This window comes from Streptomyces sp. NPDC026206 (assembly GCF_040638465.1).
Classification (GTDB): Bacteria; Actinomycetota; Actinomycetes; order Streptomycetales; family Streptomycetaceae; genus Streptomyces.
On the sequence record NZ_JBEZYL010000001.1, the window covers coordinates 383,321 to 402,565 of the forward strand.

16 protein-coding genes and 1 pseudogene are annotated in these 19,245 nt (G+C 71.6%); 9 read left to right on the plus strand and 8 right to left on the minus strand.

Features of this window, described 5'->3' with window-relative positions:
- Nucleotides 1–547 precede the first annotated feature (547 nt).
- Nucleotides 548–1,924, minus strand: a complete 1,377-nt coding sequence (locus AB0F13_RS01805) for an APC family permease (protein WP_362073465.1) — start codon at nucleotides 1,922–1,924, stop codon at nucleotides 548–550.
- Between the two features lie 66 nt (nucleotides 1,925–1,990).
- On the opposite strand from AB0F13_RS01805, the gene AB0F13_RS01810 reads away from it, so the two are divergent.
- Entirely contained in the window at nucleotides 1,991–2,989 is a 999-nt protein-coding gene (locus AB0F13_RS01810) for a 4-hydroxy-3-methylbut-2-enyl diphosphate reductase (protein ID WP_362073468.1), read from the plus strand.
- Nucleotides 2,990–3,018: 29 nt separating this feature from the next.
- Nucleotides 3,019–3,783: a polyphosphate--glucose phosphotransferase gene (gene ppgK / locus AB0F13_RS01815; RefSeq protein WP_362073471.1), complete on the plus strand. Its 765-nt coding sequence runs from the start codon at nucleotides 3,019–3,021 to the stop codon at nucleotides 3,781–3,783.
- Here ppgK and AB0F13_RS01820 read toward each other — a convergent pair.
- Nucleotides 3,680–4,282, minus strand: coding sequence for a DUF6542 domain-containing protein (locus tag AB0F13_RS01820; protein ID WP_362073473.1), 603 nt, complete (start codon nucleotides 4,280–4,282; stop codon nucleotides 3,680–3,682). The genes ppgK and AB0F13_RS01820 overlap by 104 nt on opposite strands.
- 187 nt (nucleotides 4,283–4,469) lie before the next feature.
- On the opposite strand from AB0F13_RS01820, the gene ychF reads away from it, so the two are divergent.
- Nucleotides 4,470–5,558, plus strand: coding sequence for a redox-regulated ATPase YchF (gene ychF, locus AB0F13_RS01825; protein ID WP_362073476.1), 1,089 nt, complete (start codon nucleotides 4,470–4,472; stop codon nucleotides 5,556–5,558).
- Between the two features lie 99 nt (nucleotides 5,559–5,657).
- Here the strand turns inward: ychF and AB0F13_RS01830 are convergent.
- Nucleotides 5,658–5,864 (minus strand): annotated as a pseudogene (locus AB0F13_RS01830) (Uma2 family endonuclease); the annotation flags it as partial.
- A 493-nt stretch (nucleotides 5,865–6,357) separates the two neighbouring features.
- Here AB0F13_RS01830 and AB0F13_RS01835 point away from each other — a divergent pair.
- The 6 genes from AB0F13_RS01835 (at nucleotide 6,358) to AB0F13_RS01860 (ending at nucleotide 13,233) form a co-directional block, all read left to right on the plus strand.
- On the plus strand, nucleotides 6,358–7,110 hold the full coding sequence (locus AB0F13_RS01835) for a GntR family transcriptional regulator (RefSeq protein ID WP_362074452.1): 753 nt from the start codon (nucleotides 6,358–6,360) through the stop codon (nucleotides 7,108–7,110).
- A 259-nt stretch (nucleotides 7,111–7,369) separates the two neighbouring features.
- Nucleotides 7,370–9,010: an APC family permease gene (locus AB0F13_RS01840; protein WP_362073479.1), complete on the plus strand. Its 1,641-nt coding sequence runs from the start codon at nucleotides 7,370–7,372 to the stop codon at nucleotides 9,008–9,010.
- 156 nt (nucleotides 9,011–9,166) lie between these two features.
- Nucleotides 9,167–9,346 (plus strand): SPOR domain-containing protein, encoded by a 180-nt coding sequence (locus AB0F13_RS01845; RefSeq protein ID WP_362073482.1) that lies wholly within the window; start codon nucleotides 9,167–9,169, stop codon nucleotides 9,344–9,346.
- A 177-nt stretch (nucleotides 9,347–9,523) separates the two neighbouring features.
- Nucleotides 9,524–9,946 (plus strand): (deoxy)nucleoside triphosphate pyrophosphohydrolase, encoded by a 423-nt coding sequence (locus AB0F13_RS01850; protein ID WP_362073485.1) that lies wholly within the window; start codon nucleotides 9,524–9,526, stop codon nucleotides 9,944–9,946.
- 163 nt (nucleotides 9,947–10,109) lie between these two features.
- Nucleotides 10,110–10,529: an ATP-binding protein gene (locus AB0F13_RS01855; protein WP_362074455.1), complete on the plus strand. Its 420-nt coding sequence runs from the start codon at nucleotides 10,110–10,112 to the stop codon at nucleotides 10,527–10,529.
- Between the two features lie 130 nt (nucleotides 10,530–10,659).
- Nucleotides 10,660–13,233 carry a SpoIIE family protein phosphatase gene (locus AB0F13_RS01860; RefSeq protein ID WP_362073488.1) on the plus strand — a complete coding sequence of 858 codons (2,574 nt, stop codon included), beginning with the start codon at nucleotides 10,660–10,662 and terminating at the stop codon, nucleotides 13,231–13,233.
- A gap of 103 nt (nucleotides 13,234–13,336) precedes the next feature.
- Here the strand turns inward: AB0F13_RS01860 and AB0F13_RS01865 are convergent, their stop codons facing one another.
- The 5 genes from AB0F13_RS01865 to AB0F13_RS01885 all read right to left on the minus strand — a co-directional run bounded on the left by AB0F13_RS01865 (nucleotide 13,337) and on the right by AB0F13_RS01885 (nucleotide 19,245).
- Nucleotides 13,337–15,106 carry a TPM domain-containing protein gene (locus AB0F13_RS01865; RefSeq protein ID WP_362073490.1) on the minus strand — a complete coding sequence of 590 codons (1,770 nt, stop codon included), beginning with the start codon at nucleotides 15,104–15,106 and terminating at the stop codon, nucleotides 13,337–13,339.
- Nucleotides 15,107–15,273: 167 nt separating this feature from the next.
- Nucleotides 15,274–16,041: a succinate dehydrogenase/fumarate reductase iron-sulfur subunit gene (locus AB0F13_RS01870; RefSeq protein WP_362073493.1), complete on the minus strand. Its 768-nt coding sequence runs from the start codon at nucleotides 16,039–16,041 to the stop codon at nucleotides 15,274–15,276.
- Entirely contained in the window at nucleotides 16,038–18,023 is a 1,986-nt protein-coding gene (locus AB0F13_RS01875) for a fumarate reductase/succinate dehydrogenase flavoprotein subunit (protein WP_362073496.1), read from the minus strand. Before AB0F13_RS01875 ends, AB0F13_RS01870 begins: the two co-directional genes overlap by 4 nt.
- A 17-nt stretch (nucleotides 18,024–18,040) precedes the next feature.
- A complete protein-coding gene (locus AB0F13_RS01880) occupies nucleotides 18,041–18,886 on the minus strand; it encodes a hypothetical protein (protein ID WP_362073499.1) in 846 nt (281 codons plus the stop codon).
- Between the two features lie 50 nt (nucleotides 18,887–18,936).
- Entirely contained in the window at nucleotides 18,937–19,245 is a 309-nt protein-coding gene (locus AB0F13_RS01885) for a hypothetical protein (RefSeq protein WP_362073502.1), read from the minus strand.

Here is a 19,245-nt window from a genome sequence, read left to right on the forward strand (position 1 = left end):
CACCCGCCGCGGGCCGGTCCCCCGCCGACGGGCGGGCGGGATCCCGCGCCGCGGAGCGGCTGCCCGCTGCCCGCGTCCGCGGTTCCGGTAGCGGGTGGGCTGCCTGCCTGCCTGCGGGCCGGTTTGCTGTCGGTGGTGCGTGCGTGGCATGGGTGGCGGTTCTGTCCGCGGTTCCAGTAACGGGCGGGCTGTCCGTCCGCGGGCCGGTTCGCTGTTGATGGTGCGTGCGTGGCATCGGTGGCTGTTCTGTCCGCGGTTCCGGTAACGGGCGGGCTGCCTGCCCACGGCCGGTTCGCCGCCGATGGCGCGTACGTGGCACCGGTGACGGTTCCGTCCGCCGTTCCAGTAACGGGCGGGCGGGTGGGATCGACCCGCCGCGGAGCGGCGGGCCGCCCACGGCCCCGCGGGCCGCCGATGGGCGCTGACCCGGCACGGGTGACGGTTCCGCCCAAGGGCCTGGGCCGCCGACGGTGCGTACGTGGCACGGGTGACCGTTCCGTCCACGGTTCCGGTGGGATCGACCCGCAGCGGCGCGCGGCACGGCAGGTCAGCCCGGCCCGCGCGGCAGCCGCAGCCGCAGCCGCCGCCGCAGGCACTGCGCGGCCAGGACCGTCAGGCCGGCGGCCAGCCACACCGCACCGACCAGCTGTGCCGTCCACGACGCCTCGACGATCACCGCGATCACCACCGCCAGCCCCAGCACTGGCACCAGCACGTGCCGGACGACGCCCACGCGCTCCGCGCGCTCGCGGACCCCGAACCACCCGATCACCGAAAGATGCAGCAGGCTGAAGGCGCAGAGGGCCCCCACGTCGACCACCGAGACCAGCCGGTCCAGGCCGTCGTCGCGGCGCGCCGCCCATACCGCCGCCACCAGCGTGACCGTCGCCGCCCCCAGGAGTGCGGGGCGCGGCGCGCCGGAGCCCGGGTCCACCTTCGCGAGAAGGACGGGCAGCCGGCGGTCGCGGGCCATCGCGAAGAGGAGCCGGCCCGCTGCCGCCTGTCCGGCCAGGGCCGCGAAGGCCGCGCCGATCGCCTTGCCGGCCGCCACCAGGTCGTGCAGCCACGTGCCGGTCGCCGAGTCGACCGTGTCGTAGAAGGCCGGGCCCTGGCCCGCCGGCTTCGCCGCCAGTTCCGCCGGGGACATCGGTGCCAGCAGCGCGGCCAGGTACGTCTGGAGGACGAACAGCACGCCTGCCACGGCCAGGCATGCGATGACCGCCCGGGCCACCTTCCCGGAGCCGCCCGCCGACTCCTCCGCGAAGGCGGCGATCGCGTCGAAGCCCAGGTACGACAGCACCGCCACGGACACCGCCCCCATGACTGCCGCCAGGTCGAAGCCGCCCTCCCCGGTCAGCGGCGACAGCCACCCGCGCCGGGCCCCGTTCCCGGTGAGTGCGACGGCCGCCGCGACGACGAAGACCAGCAGGACGGCGATCTCCAGGGCCAGTACCAGGAAGCCGGCCAGTGCGGCGGCCCGGACGCCCCACAGGTTCAGACCGGTGGTCGCGACCACCGCGATCGCCGTCCACACCCATGGGGAGACGGCCGGTACCAGCGCGTGCATCGCGATGCCGGAGAAGAGGTACGCGACCGCCGGGATCAGCAGGTAGTCGAGCATCGCCATCCACCCGGCGATGAAGCCCGCCCCGTCGCCCAGCCCCACCCGCGCGTAGGTGTAGACCGAGCCGGCCTGCGGAGCGACCCGCACCATCTGCGCGTACGAGCAGGCAGTGAAGGCCATCGCGGCCGTCGCCACGACGTAGACCAGCGCGACCGCCCCGTGCGACTTCGCGTCGAGCGTGCCGAAGACGCCGACCGGTGCCATGGGGGCGATGAACAGCAGGCCGTAGACGACCAGGTCACGGAAGGAGAGCGCGCGGCGCAGGGAACCGTCGCCGCCTGTGGGGGCCGGTGCCGTCATGCGGCCAGTATTCGGCCGCCGCACCGGGCGGCGGCCGGGCCACGCCGGTGGGGCGGGGCCCTTACGATGGACGGCATGACTGCTACGCCCGCCCGTAAAGTCCTCCTCGCTGCCCCTCGTGGTTATTGCGCGGGCGTGGACCGTGCCGTGATCGCCGTCGAGAAGGCGCTCGAGCAGTACGGTGCCCCCGTCTACGTACGGCACGAGATCGTCCACAACAAGTACGTGGTCAAGACGCTGGAGAAGAAGGGCGCGATCTTCGTCGACGAGACGGAGGAGGTGCCGGAGGGCAACATCGTCATCTTCTCCGCGCACGGCGTCGCCCCGGTCGTGCACGAGGAGGCCGCGCGCGGCAAGCTCGCCACCATCGACGCCACGTGCCCGCTGGTCACCAAGGTCCACAAGGAAGCCGTCCGCTTCGCCAACGAGGACTACGACATCCTCCTCATCGGTCATGAGGGCCATGAGGAGGTCGTCGGCACCAGCGGTGAGGCGCCCGAGCACATCACGATCGTCGACGGGCCGGACGACGTGGCCGACGTCGAGGTGCGCGACCCGGACAAGGTCGTGTGGCTGTCGCAGACCACCCTGTCGGTGGACGAGACGATGGAGACGGTCGACGCCCTCAAGGGCCGCTTCCCCAACCTGATGTCCCCGCCCAGCGACGACATCTGCTACGCCACGCAGAACCGCCAGATCGCCGTCAAGCAGATGGGCGCCGAGGCCGACCTCGTCATCGTCGTCGGCTCCAAGAACTCCTCGAACTCCGTCCGCCTGGTCGAGGTGGCCCTGGGCGCCGGTGCGCGCGCCTCCTACCTCGTCGACTACGCCGAGGAGCTCGACGAGGCCTGGCTGGAGGGCGTCTCCACGGTCGGTGTGACCTCGGGCGCCTCGGTGCCGGAGATCCTCGTCCAGGGCGTGCTGGAGTGGCTCGCGCAGCGTGGCTACGAGGACGTCGAGGTGGTCACGGCCGCCGAGGAGTCCATCACCTTCTCGCTGCCCAAGGAGCTGCGCCGCGACCTGCGTGCGGAAGCCGCCGGACTGGTTGCCCCTTCCGAGGGGTGACGGCCACGGCCACCCCGTAGCGTGGCGGTATGAACGTATTCGGCGTGGACATCGGCGGATCGGGCATCAAGGGCGCTCCGGTGGACCTGGAGCGCGGCGAGATCGCGGAGGAGCGCTTCAAGGTGCTCACTCCGCATCCGGCCACCCCGGATGCGGTCGCCGACTGCGTCCGTCAGGTGGTCGCGCACTTCGGCCGGCCGTCCGGGCCGGTCGGGGCGACGTTCCCCGGCGTGGTCGTCGGCAACCGGATCCGTACGGCCGCCAATGTCGACAAGGACTGGATCGGCCGGGACGCCGCCGAGCTGCTCGGCGGACTGATCGGTGCGCCGGTGACCCTGCTGAACGACGCGGACGCGGCCGGGCTGGCCGAGGTGACGTTCGGGGCCGGCCGGGGCCGCACGGGGACGGTCGTCGTGCTGACCTTCGGCACGGGCATCGGCAGCGCGGTCTTCACCGGCGGCAGGCTGGTGCCCAACACCGAGCTGGGCCATCTGGAGCTGCACGGCCACGACGCGGAGACCCGCGCCTCGACCCGGGCCAAGGAAGCCGAGGACCTCAGCTGGGGCCGCTGGGCCAAGCGGGTCGGGCGGTACCTGGCTCATGTGGAGATGCTCTTCTCGCCCGAGCTGTTTGTGATCGGCGGCGGCGTCAGCCGCAAGGCGGAGAAGTTCCTGCCGCTGATCGAGGGCGTCAGCGCCGAAATCGTCCCCGCTCAGCTGGAGAACAACGCGGGGATCGTGGGGGCCGCGATGGCTGCTTCCGCAGCTGGATCCGCGCTCGTCTGCGCGTCCTGATCAGCATGATCCTTCGCACCAGCGCGATCAGTGCGGCGAGCAGTGTGCCCGCGTAGAGCCATCCGGCGTTCAGCGACAGCAGCGTGACCAGGCTCATCACCCGGCCGCCGAAGCCGTTCGTGCCGTCGCTGAGAGGCACCGCCCCCACGGCGAAGGCGATCGGCACGCTCACGGGCGCGGTCATCAGATCCGCCGGCCGCACCCACAGGGCGCAGGCCGCACTGGCGAGCACGAAGAACACCCCGTACACCTGGGCGTTGCCGCCCAGCAGCGCGGAGTCCCCGGCGCCGATCGAGAGCATGGCCAGCGATGTGAGGAGCCCGCTGCCCAGCCCGGTCAGGCGCAGGGCCGGCAGGCGGCCGGCAGGCGGGCCGGAGCGGCCGGGGCGCGCCCGCCGGAAGGCGCCCCCCTCGCGTTGCCCGACGGGCGCGGCGGGACGGGGCACGGGGGACCCGCGGCGGACCTTGCGCTGGGGGATACGCGTGCTGGGTTGCTCCACCCGACCAAACTAGGCGGGCGGGGAGCAGGAATCCGGCGTTGGACACGCCGTTTGAGCCACCTTGGCCATGTGTTCGAGGAATCGTCCGTCCGGGGCCGGTGTGCGGGCGGGACCCGTAGACTGGATGACCGGGCGCGTCACGGGGCGCGGAACCCTCGCTACTACGGGAACAACGGGAAGTCGCCACGTGTCGCTCACGATCGGAATCGTCGGCCTGCCGAATGTCGGCAAGTCGACCCTGTTCAACGCCCTGACCAAGAACGACGTGCTGGCGGCCAACTACCCGTTCGCCACGATCGAGCCCAACGTGGGCGTCGTCGGCGTCCCGGACCCCCGCCTGGCCAGGCTCGCGGAGATCTTCGGCTCGCAGAAGATCCTCCCCGCCACGGTCGACTTCGTCGACATCGCCGGCATCGTGCGGGGCGCCTCCGAGGGTGAGGGCCTGGGCAACAAGTTCCTCGCGAACATCCGCGAGTCGGACGCCATCTGCCAGGTCATCCGCGCGTTCAGGGACGAGAACGTCGTCCACGTCGACGGCAAGGTCTCGCCCAAGGACGACATCGAGACCATCAACACCGAGCTGATCCTCGCGGACCTGCAGTCGGTGGAGAAGGCGGTCCCGCGCCTGACCAAGGAGTCGCGCCTGCAGAAGGAGAAGGTCGCCGTCCTCGCAGCCGTCGAGGAGGCCAAGGGCATCCTGGAGTCCGGCCAGACGCTGTTCTCGGCGGGCATCACCAAGGGCACCGAGCGCGGTGACCTCCTGCACGAGCTGCACCTGCTCACCACCAAGCCCTTCCTCTACGTCTTCAACGTGGACGAGGACGAGCTGGTCGACGAGGACTTCAAGAACGAGCAGCGTGCGCTGGTCGCCCCGGCCGAGGCCATCTTCCTCAACGCCAAGATCGAGTCCGAGCTCATCGAGCTGGACGACGACGAGGCGCTGGAGCTGCTGCAGTCCATGGGCCAGGACGAGCCCGGCCTGGCCACCCTGGGCCGCGTCGGCTTCGCCACCCTGGGCCTGCAGACCTACCTCACGGCCGGTCCCAAGGAGACGCGCGCCTGGACCATCAAGAAGGGCGCCACGGCCCCCGAGGCGGCCGGTGTGATCCACACCGACTTCCAGAAGGGCTTCATCAAGGCCGAGGTCATCTCCTTCGAGGACCTGGTCGCCACCGGCTCCGTCGCCGAGGCCCGTGCCGCCGGCAAGGCGCGCATGGAGGGCAAGGACTACGTGATGGCGGACGGCGACGTCGTGGAGTTCCGCTTCAACGTGTAGTCGTCCCGTTACCGCATGTTCACGTGCAGGTCAGAAGGGGTTGGACCCTGACGAGTCCGACCCCCTTCTGCATTTCTGTGCCGACTTGGTGCTGACTTTTCAGCTCCTTCGGGGCGGCGTGAGCTTGTCGAGGTCCAGGCTGACTTCGAAAGGCACCGGGCGCTGGAGCGTGCCCCGGAAGATCCCGGCGGGCGCGTATGCGCCAGTGGGTTCGTCGAGCTCGTAGACGTGGACGACGGGTGCCCCGTCCTCGTCCTCGATGCACCAGTAGTGCGGGATGCCGGCCTCTGCGTACTTGTGCACGCGCGGCGGGCGCATCCAGTCGGGCAGTGCGGTCATGGCTTCACGGTAGCGGCCCGCAGCTCAAGCTGGAGAGCCAATGATCCCGGCCGGAGGTTTTCGGCAACTTACCGCGCCGTCACAGGCCACCCACCTAGCATCCGGCCATGAGCGACTGATCGGTCCAGATCACCACGGTGGCCATCTCCTTGGCGGCTCTCGCCTTCTCAAGGCGAGCAGGCGGATTCTCAAGGCGAGCAGGCGGAGCCGTACGTCATCGTCGACATCAGGCCTCGTATCCCTGGCTCATCGCTGCTCGTGGTGAGCTTGTCGGGATGGAGGGGCCGGTGCATAGTTGCGGGTTTGCCGCCGGTGAGTGCTTGGCGCATGTGCCGATGGATCTCAACTACGCGGTCCTGAGCTGCGATTCACCACATCCAGTGATTCCTTGGCCTAGAGTTGCGGATCGCAACCTACGGTTGCCAAGCTGTTGCGGACTGTCAACCCCTTGGGAGTGGACGTGGCCTTCGGTGACCAGCCCGCATACCTTCGCGTCGCCGGCGATCTCCGCCAGAAAATCGTCGCCGGCGAGCTGCCGCCGCACACCCGGCTCCCCTCCCAGGCGCGCATCCGGGAGCAGTACGGCGTCTCCGACACCGTGGCCCTGGAGGCCCGCAAGGTCCTGATGGCCGAGGGGCTCGTCGAGGGCCGCTCCGGGTCCGGGACGTACGTGCGGGAGCAGCCCGTGCCGCGCGCCGTGGTGCGTACGGGGTACCGGGCTGTGGGCGAATCCACGCCCTTCCGGCAGGAGCAGGCCGACGACCGGGTCAAGGGCACCTGGGAGTCCCGCAGCGAGCAGAGCGTGGCCGACGCCGCCACCGCCCGGCGGCTGCGCATCGCGCGCGGCGACCGGGTGATGCGCACCGACTACCTCTTCCGGTCCGCGGGCGAGCCCTGCATGCTCTCCACCTCCTGGGAGCCCCTGGCGCTCACGGGCCGTACGCCCGTGATGCTGCCGGAGGAGGGGCCGCTGGCCGGGCGCGGCGTGGTCGAGCGGATGGCCGCCATCGACCTGATCGTCGACAACGTCACCGAGGAGGTCGGCGCGCGCCCCGGGCTGGCCGAGGAGACCCTCGCCCTCGGCGGGGTGCCCGGTCACTGCGTGGTGGTGGTCTCCCGGACGTACTGCGCGGGCGGCTGTCCGGTCGAGACGGCCGACGTGGTCATGCTCGCCGAGCGCTACCGGGTCGCTTACCACCTGCCGGTGAAGTAGCCGTGAGCCGCACATGAACTGACCCGGAAGTCAGTTCTGCGCCGCCCGGAACCCCCACCCGCTGGTCCGTACCAGCGGGTAGAAACTGTGCGCTTTGCCCCGCTACGCCCAGTTATCAAGTGGGCGACTTCGATGTTGCAAACCTCACATAGGCCCTGGTCAGAGGCTTTTGGCGGAACCAACTCGTCCAAATCGCTCGTACGATGGCGCGGTTTGTATTCCGCCCGTGAGGGAGCAGAGAGAAAAGGAGATCCGGGGTTTGAGCACCGAACAGGGTTCCCACTCGAATTACCGCCGGACCCTCGGCACGACGGCTCTGACCGCCGTCGGGCTCGGGTCGATCATCGGCTCCGGCTGGCTGTTCGGTGCTGAGCGTGCCGCCGTGCTGGCCGGTCCGGCCGCCATCTTTTCCTGGGTCATCGGCGCCGTCGTCGCGCTGACCATCGCCCTCACCTACACCGAGCTCGGCTCGATGTTCCCGAAGGCCGGCGGCATGGTCCGGTTCGGGCAGTTCTCGCACGGCTCGCTGGCCGGTTACATGGCCGCCTGGGCCAACTGGATCGCGATCGTCTCCGTCATTCCCGGTGAGGCGACCGCTTCCATCCAGTACATGAGCTCCTGGAAGTTCGACTGGGCCGAGCGCCTGTTCGACGGCAAGGAGCTCACGGGCACCGGTCTCGCCGCCGCCAGCGTGCTGGTGGTCTTCTACTTCTTCCTGAACTGGTTCGCGATCACCCTGTTCGCCAAGACGAACAACGCGATCACCGTGTTCAAGGTCGTCGTGCCGGTGCTGACCGCGGGCGCGCTGATCTTCGCGCACTTCGACACCAGCAACGTCACCGACCACGGCGGTTTCGCGCCCAACGGCTGGAGCGCCGTCTTCAGCGCCGTCGCCGTCGCCGGCATCGTCTGGGCCTTCAACGGCTTCCAGTCGCCGCTGAACATGGCCGCCGAGGCCCGTAACCCCGGCAAGTCGCTGCCGAAGGCCGTCATCGGCTCGATCCTGATCGCGCTGGTCATCTACATCGCCCTGCAGATCGCCTTCCTGATGGCCGTCCCGGCGGCGGACCTGTCCGGCGGCTGGAACGCGCTGGCCTACAAGTCCCCGCTCGCGGACCTCTCCGTCGCCTGGGGCCTGAACTGGCTCGCGCTGCTGCTCTACGCGGACGCCTTCGTCTCCCCGTCCGGCACCGGCATGATCTACGCGGCCACCACCTCGCGCATGATCCACGGCGTTCAGGAGAACGGCCACCTGCCGAAGATCTTCGGCAAGGTCGACCCGAAGACCGGTGTGCCGAAGCCGGCCCTGCTGCTCAACCTGGCGATCTCCTTCATCTTCCTGGCCGTCTTCCGCGGCTGGGGCTCGATCGCCGAGATCGTCGGTGTCGCCACCGTCATCTCGTACATCACCGGCCCGGTCGCCGTGATGTCGCTGCGCCGCATCGCGCCCGACATGAAGCGCCCGGTCAAGCTGAAGGCCATGCCGGTTATCGCCCCCATCGCGATGATCTTCGGCTCCCTGGTCATGTACTGGGCCCGCTGGCCGCTGACGGGCAAGGTCATCTTCATCATGGCCATCGGCCTGCCCATCTGGGCCTGGTACGAGCTGCGCAAGCCGTGGGCCGAGCTGAAGCCGCACCTGCAGGCCGGTGCCTGGATGGTGACCTACCTTCTGGTCATGGCGTTCGTCTCGTGGGCCGGCGGCACCGAGTTCGGCGGCAAGGGCTACCTCGCCCAGGGCTGGGACATCGTCGTCGTTGTCCTGATCGCACTCGCCTTCTACATGTGGGGTGTGCGCAGCGCGTGGCGCAACCCGACGCTTGTTCAGGTCGAGAAGGAAATGACGGAGGCGCACGCGGCCGAGGAGTCCCAGGAAGCGGAGCTCGCGCAGGCCAAGTAACCCTCACGGGTGGCCGAATGCGTACCTCTTCGTGAAAAACCGTATCCGCTGCGTAAAGGTCGGGCGTACGCTCGGGCATATGCGGACTGCGGTTTCTTCGGAGGTCACCGAAGGGCGTGCGCCGGTGCGCGCGGCGACGGCGGAAGGGCAGGAACGATGACTGACACCGGACCGGTCCTGCCCTGGCTGGTGATCCGCCAGGACGAGAACGGCAACCGCTACCGCGTCGGGCGCTACGCCACGAGAACGGAAGCCGAGCGCGTGGCCGACCGGCTGGACGCCCACGGGCACCAGCAGCTCTACACGGTCGAGAGGGTCGGCCGCACCGTCTCCTAGCCGCTTCCCGGGGAGGCCGGCGCGCGAAGGCGCACCGCATCCCCGGGTGTGTGCCCCGGGCGCCGCCCACCCGGGCCCGGTGCCGTCCCGGGCCGGTGCCGTCCCGGGCCGGTGCCGTCCCGGGCCGGTGCCGTCCTGGGTCCGCCGCGCTCCGGCCGGGCCGTAGGCTTGCCCCTCATGACGACGGTGCGTGTGGTGGTGGGCGGAGCGGTGTTCCACCAGGGTCGGCTGCTGGCCGCGCGGCGCAGCGCCCCGCCCGAGCTGGCAGGGCGCTGGGAGCTGCCCGGCGGCAAGATGGAGCCCGGTGAGTCGCCCCGGGAGGCGCTCGTGCGGGAGCTGCGCGAGGAGCTCGGCATCGAGGCCGAGCCGCTGGAGCGGATCGACGGTGAGTGGCCCCTGAAGCCCCCGTACGTCCTCCAGGTCTGGACGGCGCGGCTGCTGGCGGGCGAGGCCCGCCCCCTCGAGGACCACGACGAACTGCGCTGGCTCACCCCCGACCGCGTCGGCGAGGTCGACTGGCTCGAGCAGGACCGCCCCGCCGTGGCGGTGGCCGCCCGGCTGCTCGCCGAGGCCGGCTCCGCGCCCCCTCGCACCCGCTGACCTGCGGCTCATGCGCCTGGAGCGCACATCGCCTACGCCGAATGCGGCATCCGTGACGGACAGGGCCGCAGGCGGGAGATAGGCCGACCCCTATACCGGGTATGTGCTGATTATTATCCCCAAAGCCGGACATGCCGGAGTGGGGCCGACAGCGGTCTGGGAAGTGGTCGGCGTGAGCGACAGCGCAGGGACCTTGGCATGGACGCCCGGCTTCGCCGAGTGGAGCTTTCCCGCCGAGGCCGGCGCCGTACGGACCGCCCGGACCCTCGTCCGCGACACCTTGCGCCAGTGGGGCCTGGAAGCCGTCACCGATGTGACGGTGCTGCTGGTCAGCGAGCTCGTCACCAACTCCCTGCGGTACGCCAGCGGACCCATCGGCGTCCGGATGTACTCCCACGCCGGTCCCACCCTTCTGGTGGAGGTCTCCGACCCGCTGCCCGACCCGCCCCGTGAGCGCGTCGCCGACGCCGACGACGAGGGCGGACGCGGGCTGCAGCTGGTGGCTTTGGCCTCCAGGCGCTGGGGAACCCGTCCGGGCAACACCGGCAAGACGGTGTGGTTCGAGCTGAGCCTGCCCGGTTAGTAACCGGGGAGGAGACATAGCGGGATGAGACCGTGCTGTGATCGTGAAGTCCGTGTTCCGAAGGGCCCCTGTGCTGGATACTCGGCCTTCTGATGCCGGTGCGAGCACATGAGCCGGAGGGGACGGGCACGTGAGCGAAAAGCCAGCGGGTACTGCGGGCAGGTCAGAGGGTAAGGACGCCACCTCGCTGTGGCAGAACAGCCCGCCCGGCTCCCTCTACGACTACATTCGCGTGGCATCTTTCTCCCTGGGTTCGGACGGCCGGATCGAGCAGTGGAGCGAGCGGGCGACCGAGCTGTTCGGAATAGCGGCCCGGAAGGCCGTGGGCAGGGACCCCATGGAGGTGTTCGCGCCCGTCGACGCCCACCAGGGGCCATGGCGCCCCACCGCGCCCTTTCTCGCCGAGGGCGGTCTCGACGGCCGGGCGTGGACCGGACTCGTCCCGTACCAGCGGGACGACCGCCAACCCGGCCTCGCCGAGATCTATGTGATGCCCAGTGAGAACAGCGACGGCGACCGTGCCGCGCTCTGCGTCGCCGTCGATGTCCGGGCGCTGCGCGGAATAGAGACGGACATCGCCGCTTCGGAAGCCGTTTTCGGCCAATCTCCCCTCGGCTTCTTCTTCTTCGGCACCGACTTGACCCTGTTGCGCGTCAACGAGAGTTTCGCCCAGACTTTCGGACGCCCCGCAGCCTGGCACCGCGGGCGTACGCCGCACGACTTCCTGCCGCGCACGGAGGCCGAGCGGCTGACCGCCGCCCTGCGCCAAGTCCTCGACAGCGGAAAGCCGGTGGCCGACATTCAGCTCGTCGGGCCGGTGCCCGGGCACAGCGAACGGCGGCGCTGGTCGGTATCGCTCTACCGGCTGCACAGCGGCAGCGGCCGGCCGATCGGGGTGGCCGCCATCGCCACCGACGTCACCGGCCGCCGGCGCGCCGAGCGGGAGGCCGCGGGCGTACGCCGCAACCTGGCGCTGCTCAACGAGGCGGGCGCGCGCATCGGCAACTCCCTCGACCTGGAGACCACCGCGCGCGAGCTGCTCGACGTGGCCGTCCCGCAGTTCTGCGACCTGGCCTCCGTCGACCTCTACCAGGGCCTGCTCGTGGGCGACGAGGCACCGCCCGGCCTGGCCGACGGCAGCGCCGAGCTGCGCCGCGTCGCGTACTCCAGTGCCGTCTCCGGGGCGCCGGTCGACCCCGACGACAAGCCCATCCAGGTCGGCGAGGTGCACCGCTACGCCTTCCACTCGCCGTGCGCCCAGGCCCTGCGGACGGCCCATGTGCAGGTCCTCCCCGGCCGCGAGAGCGAAGAGGGCGGCTCCGAGCTGGGCGCGGTCGTGCAGTCCACCCTCGCCGTGCCGATGGTGGCGCGGGACACGGTCGTGGGGCTCGCGCAGTTCTCCCGGACCAAGGGCAGCGAGCCGTTCGGCGAGCGGGACACCGCTCTCGCCGTCGAGCTGGCGGCGCGGGCCGCCGTCTGCATCGACAACGCCCGCCTCTACCGCCGCGAGCACGAGCGCGCCCTGATACTGCAGCGCAGCCTGCTGCCCCCCGGCGACCCGGAGGCCGCCGGCGTCGACATCGCCTGCCGCTACCTGCCCGGCAACGCCGCCACCGAGGTGGGCGGCGACTGGTTCGACGTCATCGAGCTGCCCGGGCACCGCACGGCGCTCGTCGTCGGCGACGTCATGGGCCGCGGGCTGCGGGCCGCCGTCGCCATGGGCGAGCTGCGCACCGCCGTGCGCACCCTGGCCATGCTCGACCTGGAGCCCGCCGAGGTGCTCTCCGCGCTCGACGAGATCGCCCACGGCCTGGGCCGGCCCGGCGGCAAGCAGTCCGCCTCACGCGGCGTGCGCGGCAGCGTACGCCCCGCCGACCTCTCCGAGGTCTACCTCGCCACCTGCGTCTACGCCGTCTACGACCCCGTCACGCGGCGCTGCACGGTCGCCAACGCCGGCCACCTGCCGCCGGTGCTGGTCGAGGCGGGCGAGCCCGCGATGCTCCTGGACGTGCCGCCCGGCATGCCGCTGGGCGTCGGCGGCGAGCCCTTCGAGGAGACCGAGGTCGAGCTGCCGGACGGTGCGCTGCTGGCCCTCTACACGGACGGTCTGGTCGAGTCCCGCGACCATCCCCTGGACGAGGGCCTGCAGGCCTTCCGCGACGCCCTCACCGACCCCGACCGGCCGCTGGAGGACGTCTGCGACCACGTCCTGAGCGCCCTGGACACCCACCACGGCGAGGACGACATCGCCCTCCTCATGGCCCGCCTGCGGGGCCTGAAGCCCGGCTGCGCCGGCGACTGGACGCTACCGCCCGAGCCGCGCTCGGTGGCCCGGGCCCGCGAACTGGCCCGCGACCAGCTGGAGGCCTGGGACCTGACCGACCTGGTCGACACCACCGAGCTGCTGGTCAGCGAGCTCGTCACCAACGCCCTGCGCTACGGCGAGGGCGAGATCCGCCTGCGTCTGCTGCTGGACCGCACCCTCGTCTGCGAGGTCTGGGACGGCGGCCACGTCCAGCCGCGGCGGCGGCGGGCCCGCGACACGGACGAGGGCGGGCGGGGGCTTCAGCTCGTGGGCCTGCTGAGCGCGGCGTGGGGCAGCCGTCGCACGCCGCACGGCAAGACGGTCTGGTTCGAACTCGGCCTGCCGGAGGAGGGCTCGCCGGCTCCGGACGCGGTGGAGGCCCTGCTGAGCCTGTACTGAGGCCTCAATCTCCCCCGGCTACCGCTGGGAGGTGCCCCCGGACGGGCTCACAGTGGGCCCGTCCGGCGATTGAGGACACAAGCACAGCAGCGGGTACGGGAAATCACCCCGCCAGCCGCCCCCGCGTCCCCCCTCCGCCGAACGTCGCCGGCAGCAGCCCCGCCAAAATGATGCCCCCCAGCAGGGCCCCGCCCAGGATCCGCGTGGGATGCGGAGCGGTCGGCGCGGCGTACGCGATGACGTCGTCCTCGGCCAGTTCGCGGGCCTCGCGCGCGAGCTCGGTGGCGCGTACGGCCTCCTCGACGGCGGACGCGTCCGTGGCCAGCGACAGGCGGCGCTCCGCCTCGGACAGCCGGGTGCGGGCGCGGCAGCCGATCGCCCCCCGGTGGGTGGTGATGTAGTCGCGTGCCGCTGCCACCTCGCCGCGGGCGCCGAGCACCGTCCGCCCGGCCCGGGCCGCGGGGCCCGTCCGGGCGGGCTCGGTCATGGTCAGGCCGTGGGCGTGGCGCAGTACGGCCGAGGTGAGGATGCGGGCCTGGGAGAGGGCGGCTTCGGCGGCGCGCAGGGAGACCGCGGCGTGGTCGGTGTCGCCCGTGGTGAGCGCGGCGTGCGCCTCGGCGAGGGCGGTGTCGGCGAAGGCGAGCCGGTCGCGGGCCTCGCCGGGGTGCGCGGCGACGGGGGCCAGCGCGCTGTCCGCCCGGTACGGCGCGAGCGCGGCCAGGGCGGCCTCGGCGGTGGCGACGCGCGGCGTGAGGGTCCGGGCCGTCGCCTCGGCCTGGGCGAGGATGAGCGTGCCGTTGGCCTTGAGGTCGCGCAGCCGGTCGAAGGCCTCGGACTCGGCGTCCAGGCGCCGGTTGGCGCTGGTGCACCGGGAGCAGATCTCGTCCAGCACGTGCCGTCGTATGCCCTCGTCCTGGTACGGCGCGTCGTCGAGCCGCTGCTGCAGCCGGAAGGCGTCGGCCAGCTCGCCCCGGGCCCAGTCCACGGCCTCCGCGAAGGGCCGGGTGGCGGCCTCGCCCAGCTGGCCGGTGGCGAAGACGAGTTCCTCGGCGCTGGTGCGGACGGCGTCGTCGGTGCAGACGAGGCTCACCGCCGCCTCCGCGGCCAGATCGGGCAGCGGAGTCAGCGGTTGCGCCATCCGGGCGAGCCCGGGCCGGGTGGTCGTGGGGACGAGGGCCGGGCGGTCCCGTGCCGGGCCCCGCAGCCGCCGGGCGGCCCGGGTGCGCCGGGAACACACGTACAGCCCGGTCAGGCAGAGCGCGGCAGCCCCGGCGACGGGCAGCCAGACGCCCCGTTTGCCCGGGACGAGGCCGTCGCCGCCGGGGTCGCTGCTGCCGGGGTGGATGACGGGCGTGCGCACCGGCTCGCCCTGGAGCACGGCCCGGTAGCCGTCGGCGGCGCCGACGGCGGCCCCCGCCCAGTCGTGCTGCTTGAGGGCGGGCTCGATGGCCGTGGTGGCGACCTGTTTGAGCTGGCCCTTGTGGAAGCCGGACTCCTTGTCGGCGGAGACGGCGTACTGGCGCGGGTAGGTGGCGATGGCCAGCAGCACGTCCTGCGGGCCGAGGCCGTTGCGGTCGGCGGTGGCGTCGGCCCAGCCGCGGCCGGGGCGGCCGGAGAAGTCGCGCACGTAGGTGACGTACAGCTGGATGTGGTGGGAGGCGTGCAGCCGTTCGAGCGCGGCCTCGACCTGGCCGCGGCGGCGGCCGAGGGCGCCGACCGTGTCGGTGATCCGGCCGGAGGCGTCCAGGTCGAGGGGCGTGTCGGCGCGCGCGGCGGGTGTCGTGGGGAGCAGGAAGGCGCCCAGCGCGAGGAGGGCGCAGATCATGGCCCAGCTCGGCGCCCTCGGCCCCCACCACCACGAAAGCCGCGTCACATTTTGGAGAATATGACCGGATTGGCCGATCCGCTACCGGGAGGGAGCGACCTTCTACGGAGCGTGTTCACACCTGTTCCGGGGATCCCGGAGGCCACTCCCACCGGGGGTTATGCACCCCGGGCGCTGCGCTCCCCGGGTTTCGCGCCCCCTCTCGCGCCCTTGGCTCACACTCCCCGGCGGCGGATCTTGCTGCCCAGCCAGACCAGCGGATCGTAGGAGCGGTCGACCACCCGTTCCTTCAGGGGGATCAGCGCATTGTCGGTGATCTTGATGTGTTCGGGGCAGACCTCCGTGCAGCACTTGGTGATGTTGCAGTACCCCAGCCCGTGGTCCTCGCGCGCCCCGCGCCGGCGGTCGACGCCGGCCTCGGCGGCCGCGTCCAGCGGGTGCATGTCCAGCTCGGCGACGCGCATCAGGAAGCGCGGACCGGCGAAGGCGCCCTTGTTCTCCTCGTGGTCCCGCACCACATGGCAGGTGTCCTGGCACAGGAAGCACTCGATGCACTTGCGGAACTCCTGCACCCGGCCCACGTCCTCCTGGTGCATCCGGTACTGCCCGGGCCCCAGCTCGGCGGGCGGGGCGAACGCCGGGACCTCGCGCGCCTTGGCGTAGTTGTACGACACGTCCGTCACCAGGTCCCGCACGACCGGGAACGCCCGCATCGGGGTGACCGTGATCGTCTCGGCGGGGTCGAACACCGACATCCGGGTCATGCACATCAGCCGCGGCCGCCCGTTGATCTCGGCGCTGCACGAGCCGCACTTGCCGGCCTTGCAGTTCCAGCGCACGGCCAGATCGGGCGCGGTGGTGGCCTGCAGGCGGTGGATGATGTCGAGGACGACCTCGCCCTCGTTGACGGCCACCTCGTAGCCGGCGAGGGAGCCGCCGTCCGCATCACCCCGCCACACCTTGAAGCGGGCCTGATAACTCATGACGTGAGCTCCTCGTCCGTCAGGTACTTCGTCAGCTCTTCCTTCTCGAAGAGCGCCAGCAGATCGGGCCGGATCGGCGGCGTCTCGCACCGCTCCAGCCGCACCAGGCCCAGCGCGGAGTCGCTCACGGCGGGCTGCGCGGACTCGTCCGCCAGCCGGCACACCAGATGCACCCGCCGCCACCGCCGGTCCATCGCCGGGTGGTCGTCGCGCGTGTGCCCGCCCCGGCTCTCCGTGCGCTCCAGGGCCGCCCGCGCCACGCACTCGCTGACCAGCAGCATGTTGCGCAGGTCCAGGGCCAGGTGCCAGCCGGGGTTGAACTGCCGGTGCCCCTCCACGCCCGCCCGCCGGGCCCGGGCGCGCAGCCCGGCCAGGCGGTGCAGCGCCTCCTCGATCTCGCCGGCCCGGCGGATGATGCCCACCAGGTCGCTCATGGCCTGCTGCAGCTCCTGGTGCAGGGTGTACGGGTTCTCGGGAGCGCTCTCCGGCCCGCCCGCCGCACCGCCCTCCGCCCCGAACGGGCGCAGCGCCTCCGCCTCCGCCAGCTCGATGTCGGCATCCGAGACCGCAGGCACGGCACCGGTGGCGAAGCCGGCCGCGTAGCGGGCCGCGTGCAGCCCGGCGCGACGGCCGAAGACCAGCAGGTCGGACAGGGAGTTGCCGCCGAGCCGGTTCGAGCCGTGCATGCCGCCCGCGACCTCGCCCGCCGCGAAGAGCCCGGGCACCCCGGCCGCGGCGGCGGTGTCCGGGTCGACCTCGATGCCGCCCATCACGTAATGGCAGGTGGGGCCGACCTCCATCGGCTCCGCGGTGATGTCCACGTCCGCCAGCTCCTTGAACTGGTGGTGCATGGACGGCAGCTTCCGCTTGATCAGCTCGGCGGGCATCCGGGTGGAGACGTCCAGGAAGACGCCGCCGTGCGGGGAGCCGCGCCCGGCCTTCACCTCGGAGTTGATGGCGCGGGCCACCTCGTCGCGGGGCAGCAGCTCGGGCGGGCGGCGGTTGTGGTCGGGGTCGGTGTACCAGCGGTCGCCCTCGGCCTCGGACTCGGCGTACTTCTCCTTGAAGACGTCCGGGACGTAGTCGAACATGAACCGCTTGCCCTCGCTGTTGCGCAGCACCCCGCCGTCACCGCGCACCGACTCGGTGACCAGGATGCCCTTGACGGACGGCGGCCAGACCATGCCCGTGGGGTGGAACTGCACGAACTCCATGTTCACCAGGCGCGCCCCGGCCAGCAGCGCCAGGGCGTGGCCGTCCCCGGTGTACTCCCAGGAGTTGGACGTCACCTTGAAGGACTTGCCGATGCCGCCCGTGGCGAGCACGACGGCCGGGGCCTCGATGACGAAGAAGCGCCCCGATTCGCGTTCATAGCCGAAGACGCCGGACACGCGCCCCCCGAGCCTCCGGCCGGGGGAGACCCCCGTCTCGCTCCGCTCGTCCTCCTTCAGCACGCGCGTGACGGTGTACTCCTGAAAGACCTTCAGCCGGGCCTCGTAGTCGCCGTACTCGCGGTGGTCCTCCTGCTGGAGGGCGACGATCTTCTGCTGGAGCGTGCGGATCAGCTCCAGGCCCGTACGGTCGCCCACGTGCGCCAGGCGCGGGTACTCATGGCCGCCGAAGTTGCGCTGCGAGATCCGCCCGTCGGGCGTACGGTCGAAGACCGCGCCCCAGGTCTCCAGCTCCCAGACCCGGTCCGGGGCCTCCTGGGCGTGCAGCTCGGCCATCCGCCAGTTGTTGAGGAACTTGCCGCCGCGCATGGTGTCGCGGAAGTGCACCTGCCAGTTGTCGTTGTGATTGACGTTGCCCATGGAGGCGGCGATGCCGCCCTCCGCCATGACGGTGTGGGCCTTGCCGAACAGCGACTTGCAGATGACCGCGCAGCGCAGCCCCTGTTCGCGCGCCTCGATGGCGGCGCGCAGCCCGGCGCCCCCGGCGCCCACCACGACCACGTCCCAGGACTGCCGGTCCACCCGTGTCATCGAAAAAGGTCCCTCTCCTAGAAGAAGCGCGGGTCGTCGAAGGCGCCACTGGCGACCAGGTACACGTAGAAGTCGGCCACCGCCACGCTCACCAGAGAGGCCCACGCCAGCAGCATGTGGCGGGCGTTGAGCGCGCTCACCCAGCCCCACATGCGGTAGCGGACCGGGTGCTTGGAGAAATTGCGCAGCCGCCCGCCGACGATGTGCCGGCAGGAGTGGCAGGAGAGGGTGTACGCCCAGATCAGCGCGATGTTGGCCAGCAGCACGAGCGTGCCGAGGCCCATGTGGCCCCACGCGCCGTCATCGTCGCGGAAGCCCAGGACCGCGTCGTAGGTCAGGATGCCCGCGACGAGCACCGCGAAGTAGAAGAAGTAGCGGTGGACGTTCTGCAGGACCAGCGGGAAGCGGCTCTCGCCGGTGTACTTCGCGTGCGGCTCGGGGACCGCGCAGGCCGGGGGCGACGCCCAGAAGCCCCGGTAGTAGGCCTTGCGGTAGTAGTAGCAGGTCAGCCGGAAGCCCAGCGGGAAGATCAGCACCAGCAGCGCGGGCGACAGCGCCCACCACGAGCCGACGATCTCCCAGTCCGCCCCGGCCGGCATCTCCGCGCAGTTCTCCGCGAGGCAGGGCGAGTAGAACGGCGAGACGTAGGGGGCGGCGTAATAGTCGTCACCGGCGAACGCGCGCCAGGTGGAGTACACGATGAACGCCAGCAGCCCGGCGGCCGTGGCGGCGGGCTGCAGCCACCAGCGGTCGGCCCGCAGATGACGGGCCGGGATCGCGGCGCGCGTGGCGTGGTGGACGCCGCGCGCGGGCGGATCCCCCGCGTCGGCGGCGGATACTTCGGGGTCGGTACCAGTGGCCAAGGGGGACTCCGGTCAGGAGTGGGACGGGGGGATCGCCGCTGCCGGGGTGGTCAGGGCGCACGCCGGTCCCGGCACCCGAGCCCCTCGTCGTCCGCGTCCTGCCACAGCGAGGCGTCGTAGGGGGCGTCGGGGATCGGCACCATCTGCTGCAGGCCGGGCCGGCCGGCGTGCGGCGGGTCCGCGGGTCCGCCGCGGCCCGCCCGCAGCAGGGCGACGCTCTCGCGCAGATGACCGGCGTCCGTGCGGATCCGGCGCACGTCGAGCACGCCCTTGCCCAGGTGCTGCTCCAGCCGCCCGATCGCGCGGTCGAGGTCGTCGAGGCACCGCTGAACAGCGGTCAGTTCGTCTTTGACGGACAT

Bases quoted from the DNA above. Each gene is read 5' to 3' on its own strand.
- AB0F13_RS01875 (WP_362073496.1), bottom strand. From the start codon at position 18,023: ATGACACGGGTGGACCGGCAGTCCTGGGACGTGGTCGTGGTGGGCGCC.
- ppgK (WP_362073471.1), top strand. From the start codon at position 3,019: ATGAACGTATTCGGCGTGGACATCGGCGGATCGGGCATCAAGGGCGCT.
- AB0F13_RS01845 (WP_362073482.1), top strand. From the start codon at position 9,167: ATGACTGACACCGGACCGGTCCTGCCCTGGCTGGTGATCCGCCAGGAC.
- AB0F13_RS01870 (WP_362073493.1), bottom strand. From the start codon at position 16,041: ATGAGTTATCAGGCCCGCTTCAAGGTGTGGCGGGGTGATGCGGACGGC.
- AB0F13_RS01850 (WP_362073485.1), top strand. From the start codon at position 9,524: ATGACGACGGTGCGTGTGGTGGTGGGCGGAGCGGTGTTCCACCAGGGT.
- AB0F13_RS01810 (WP_362073468.1), top strand. From the start codon at position 1,991: ATGGACGGCATGACTGCTACGCCCGCCCGTAAAGTCCTCCTCGCTGCC.
- AB0F13_RS01805 (WP_362073465.1), bottom strand. From the start codon at position 1,924: ATGACGGCACCGGCCCCCACAGGCGGCGACGGTTCCCTGCGCCGCGCG.
- AB0F13_RS01885 (WP_362073502.1), bottom strand. From the start codon at position 19,245: ATGTCCGTCAAAGACGAACTGACCGCTGTTCAGCGGTGCCTCGACGAC.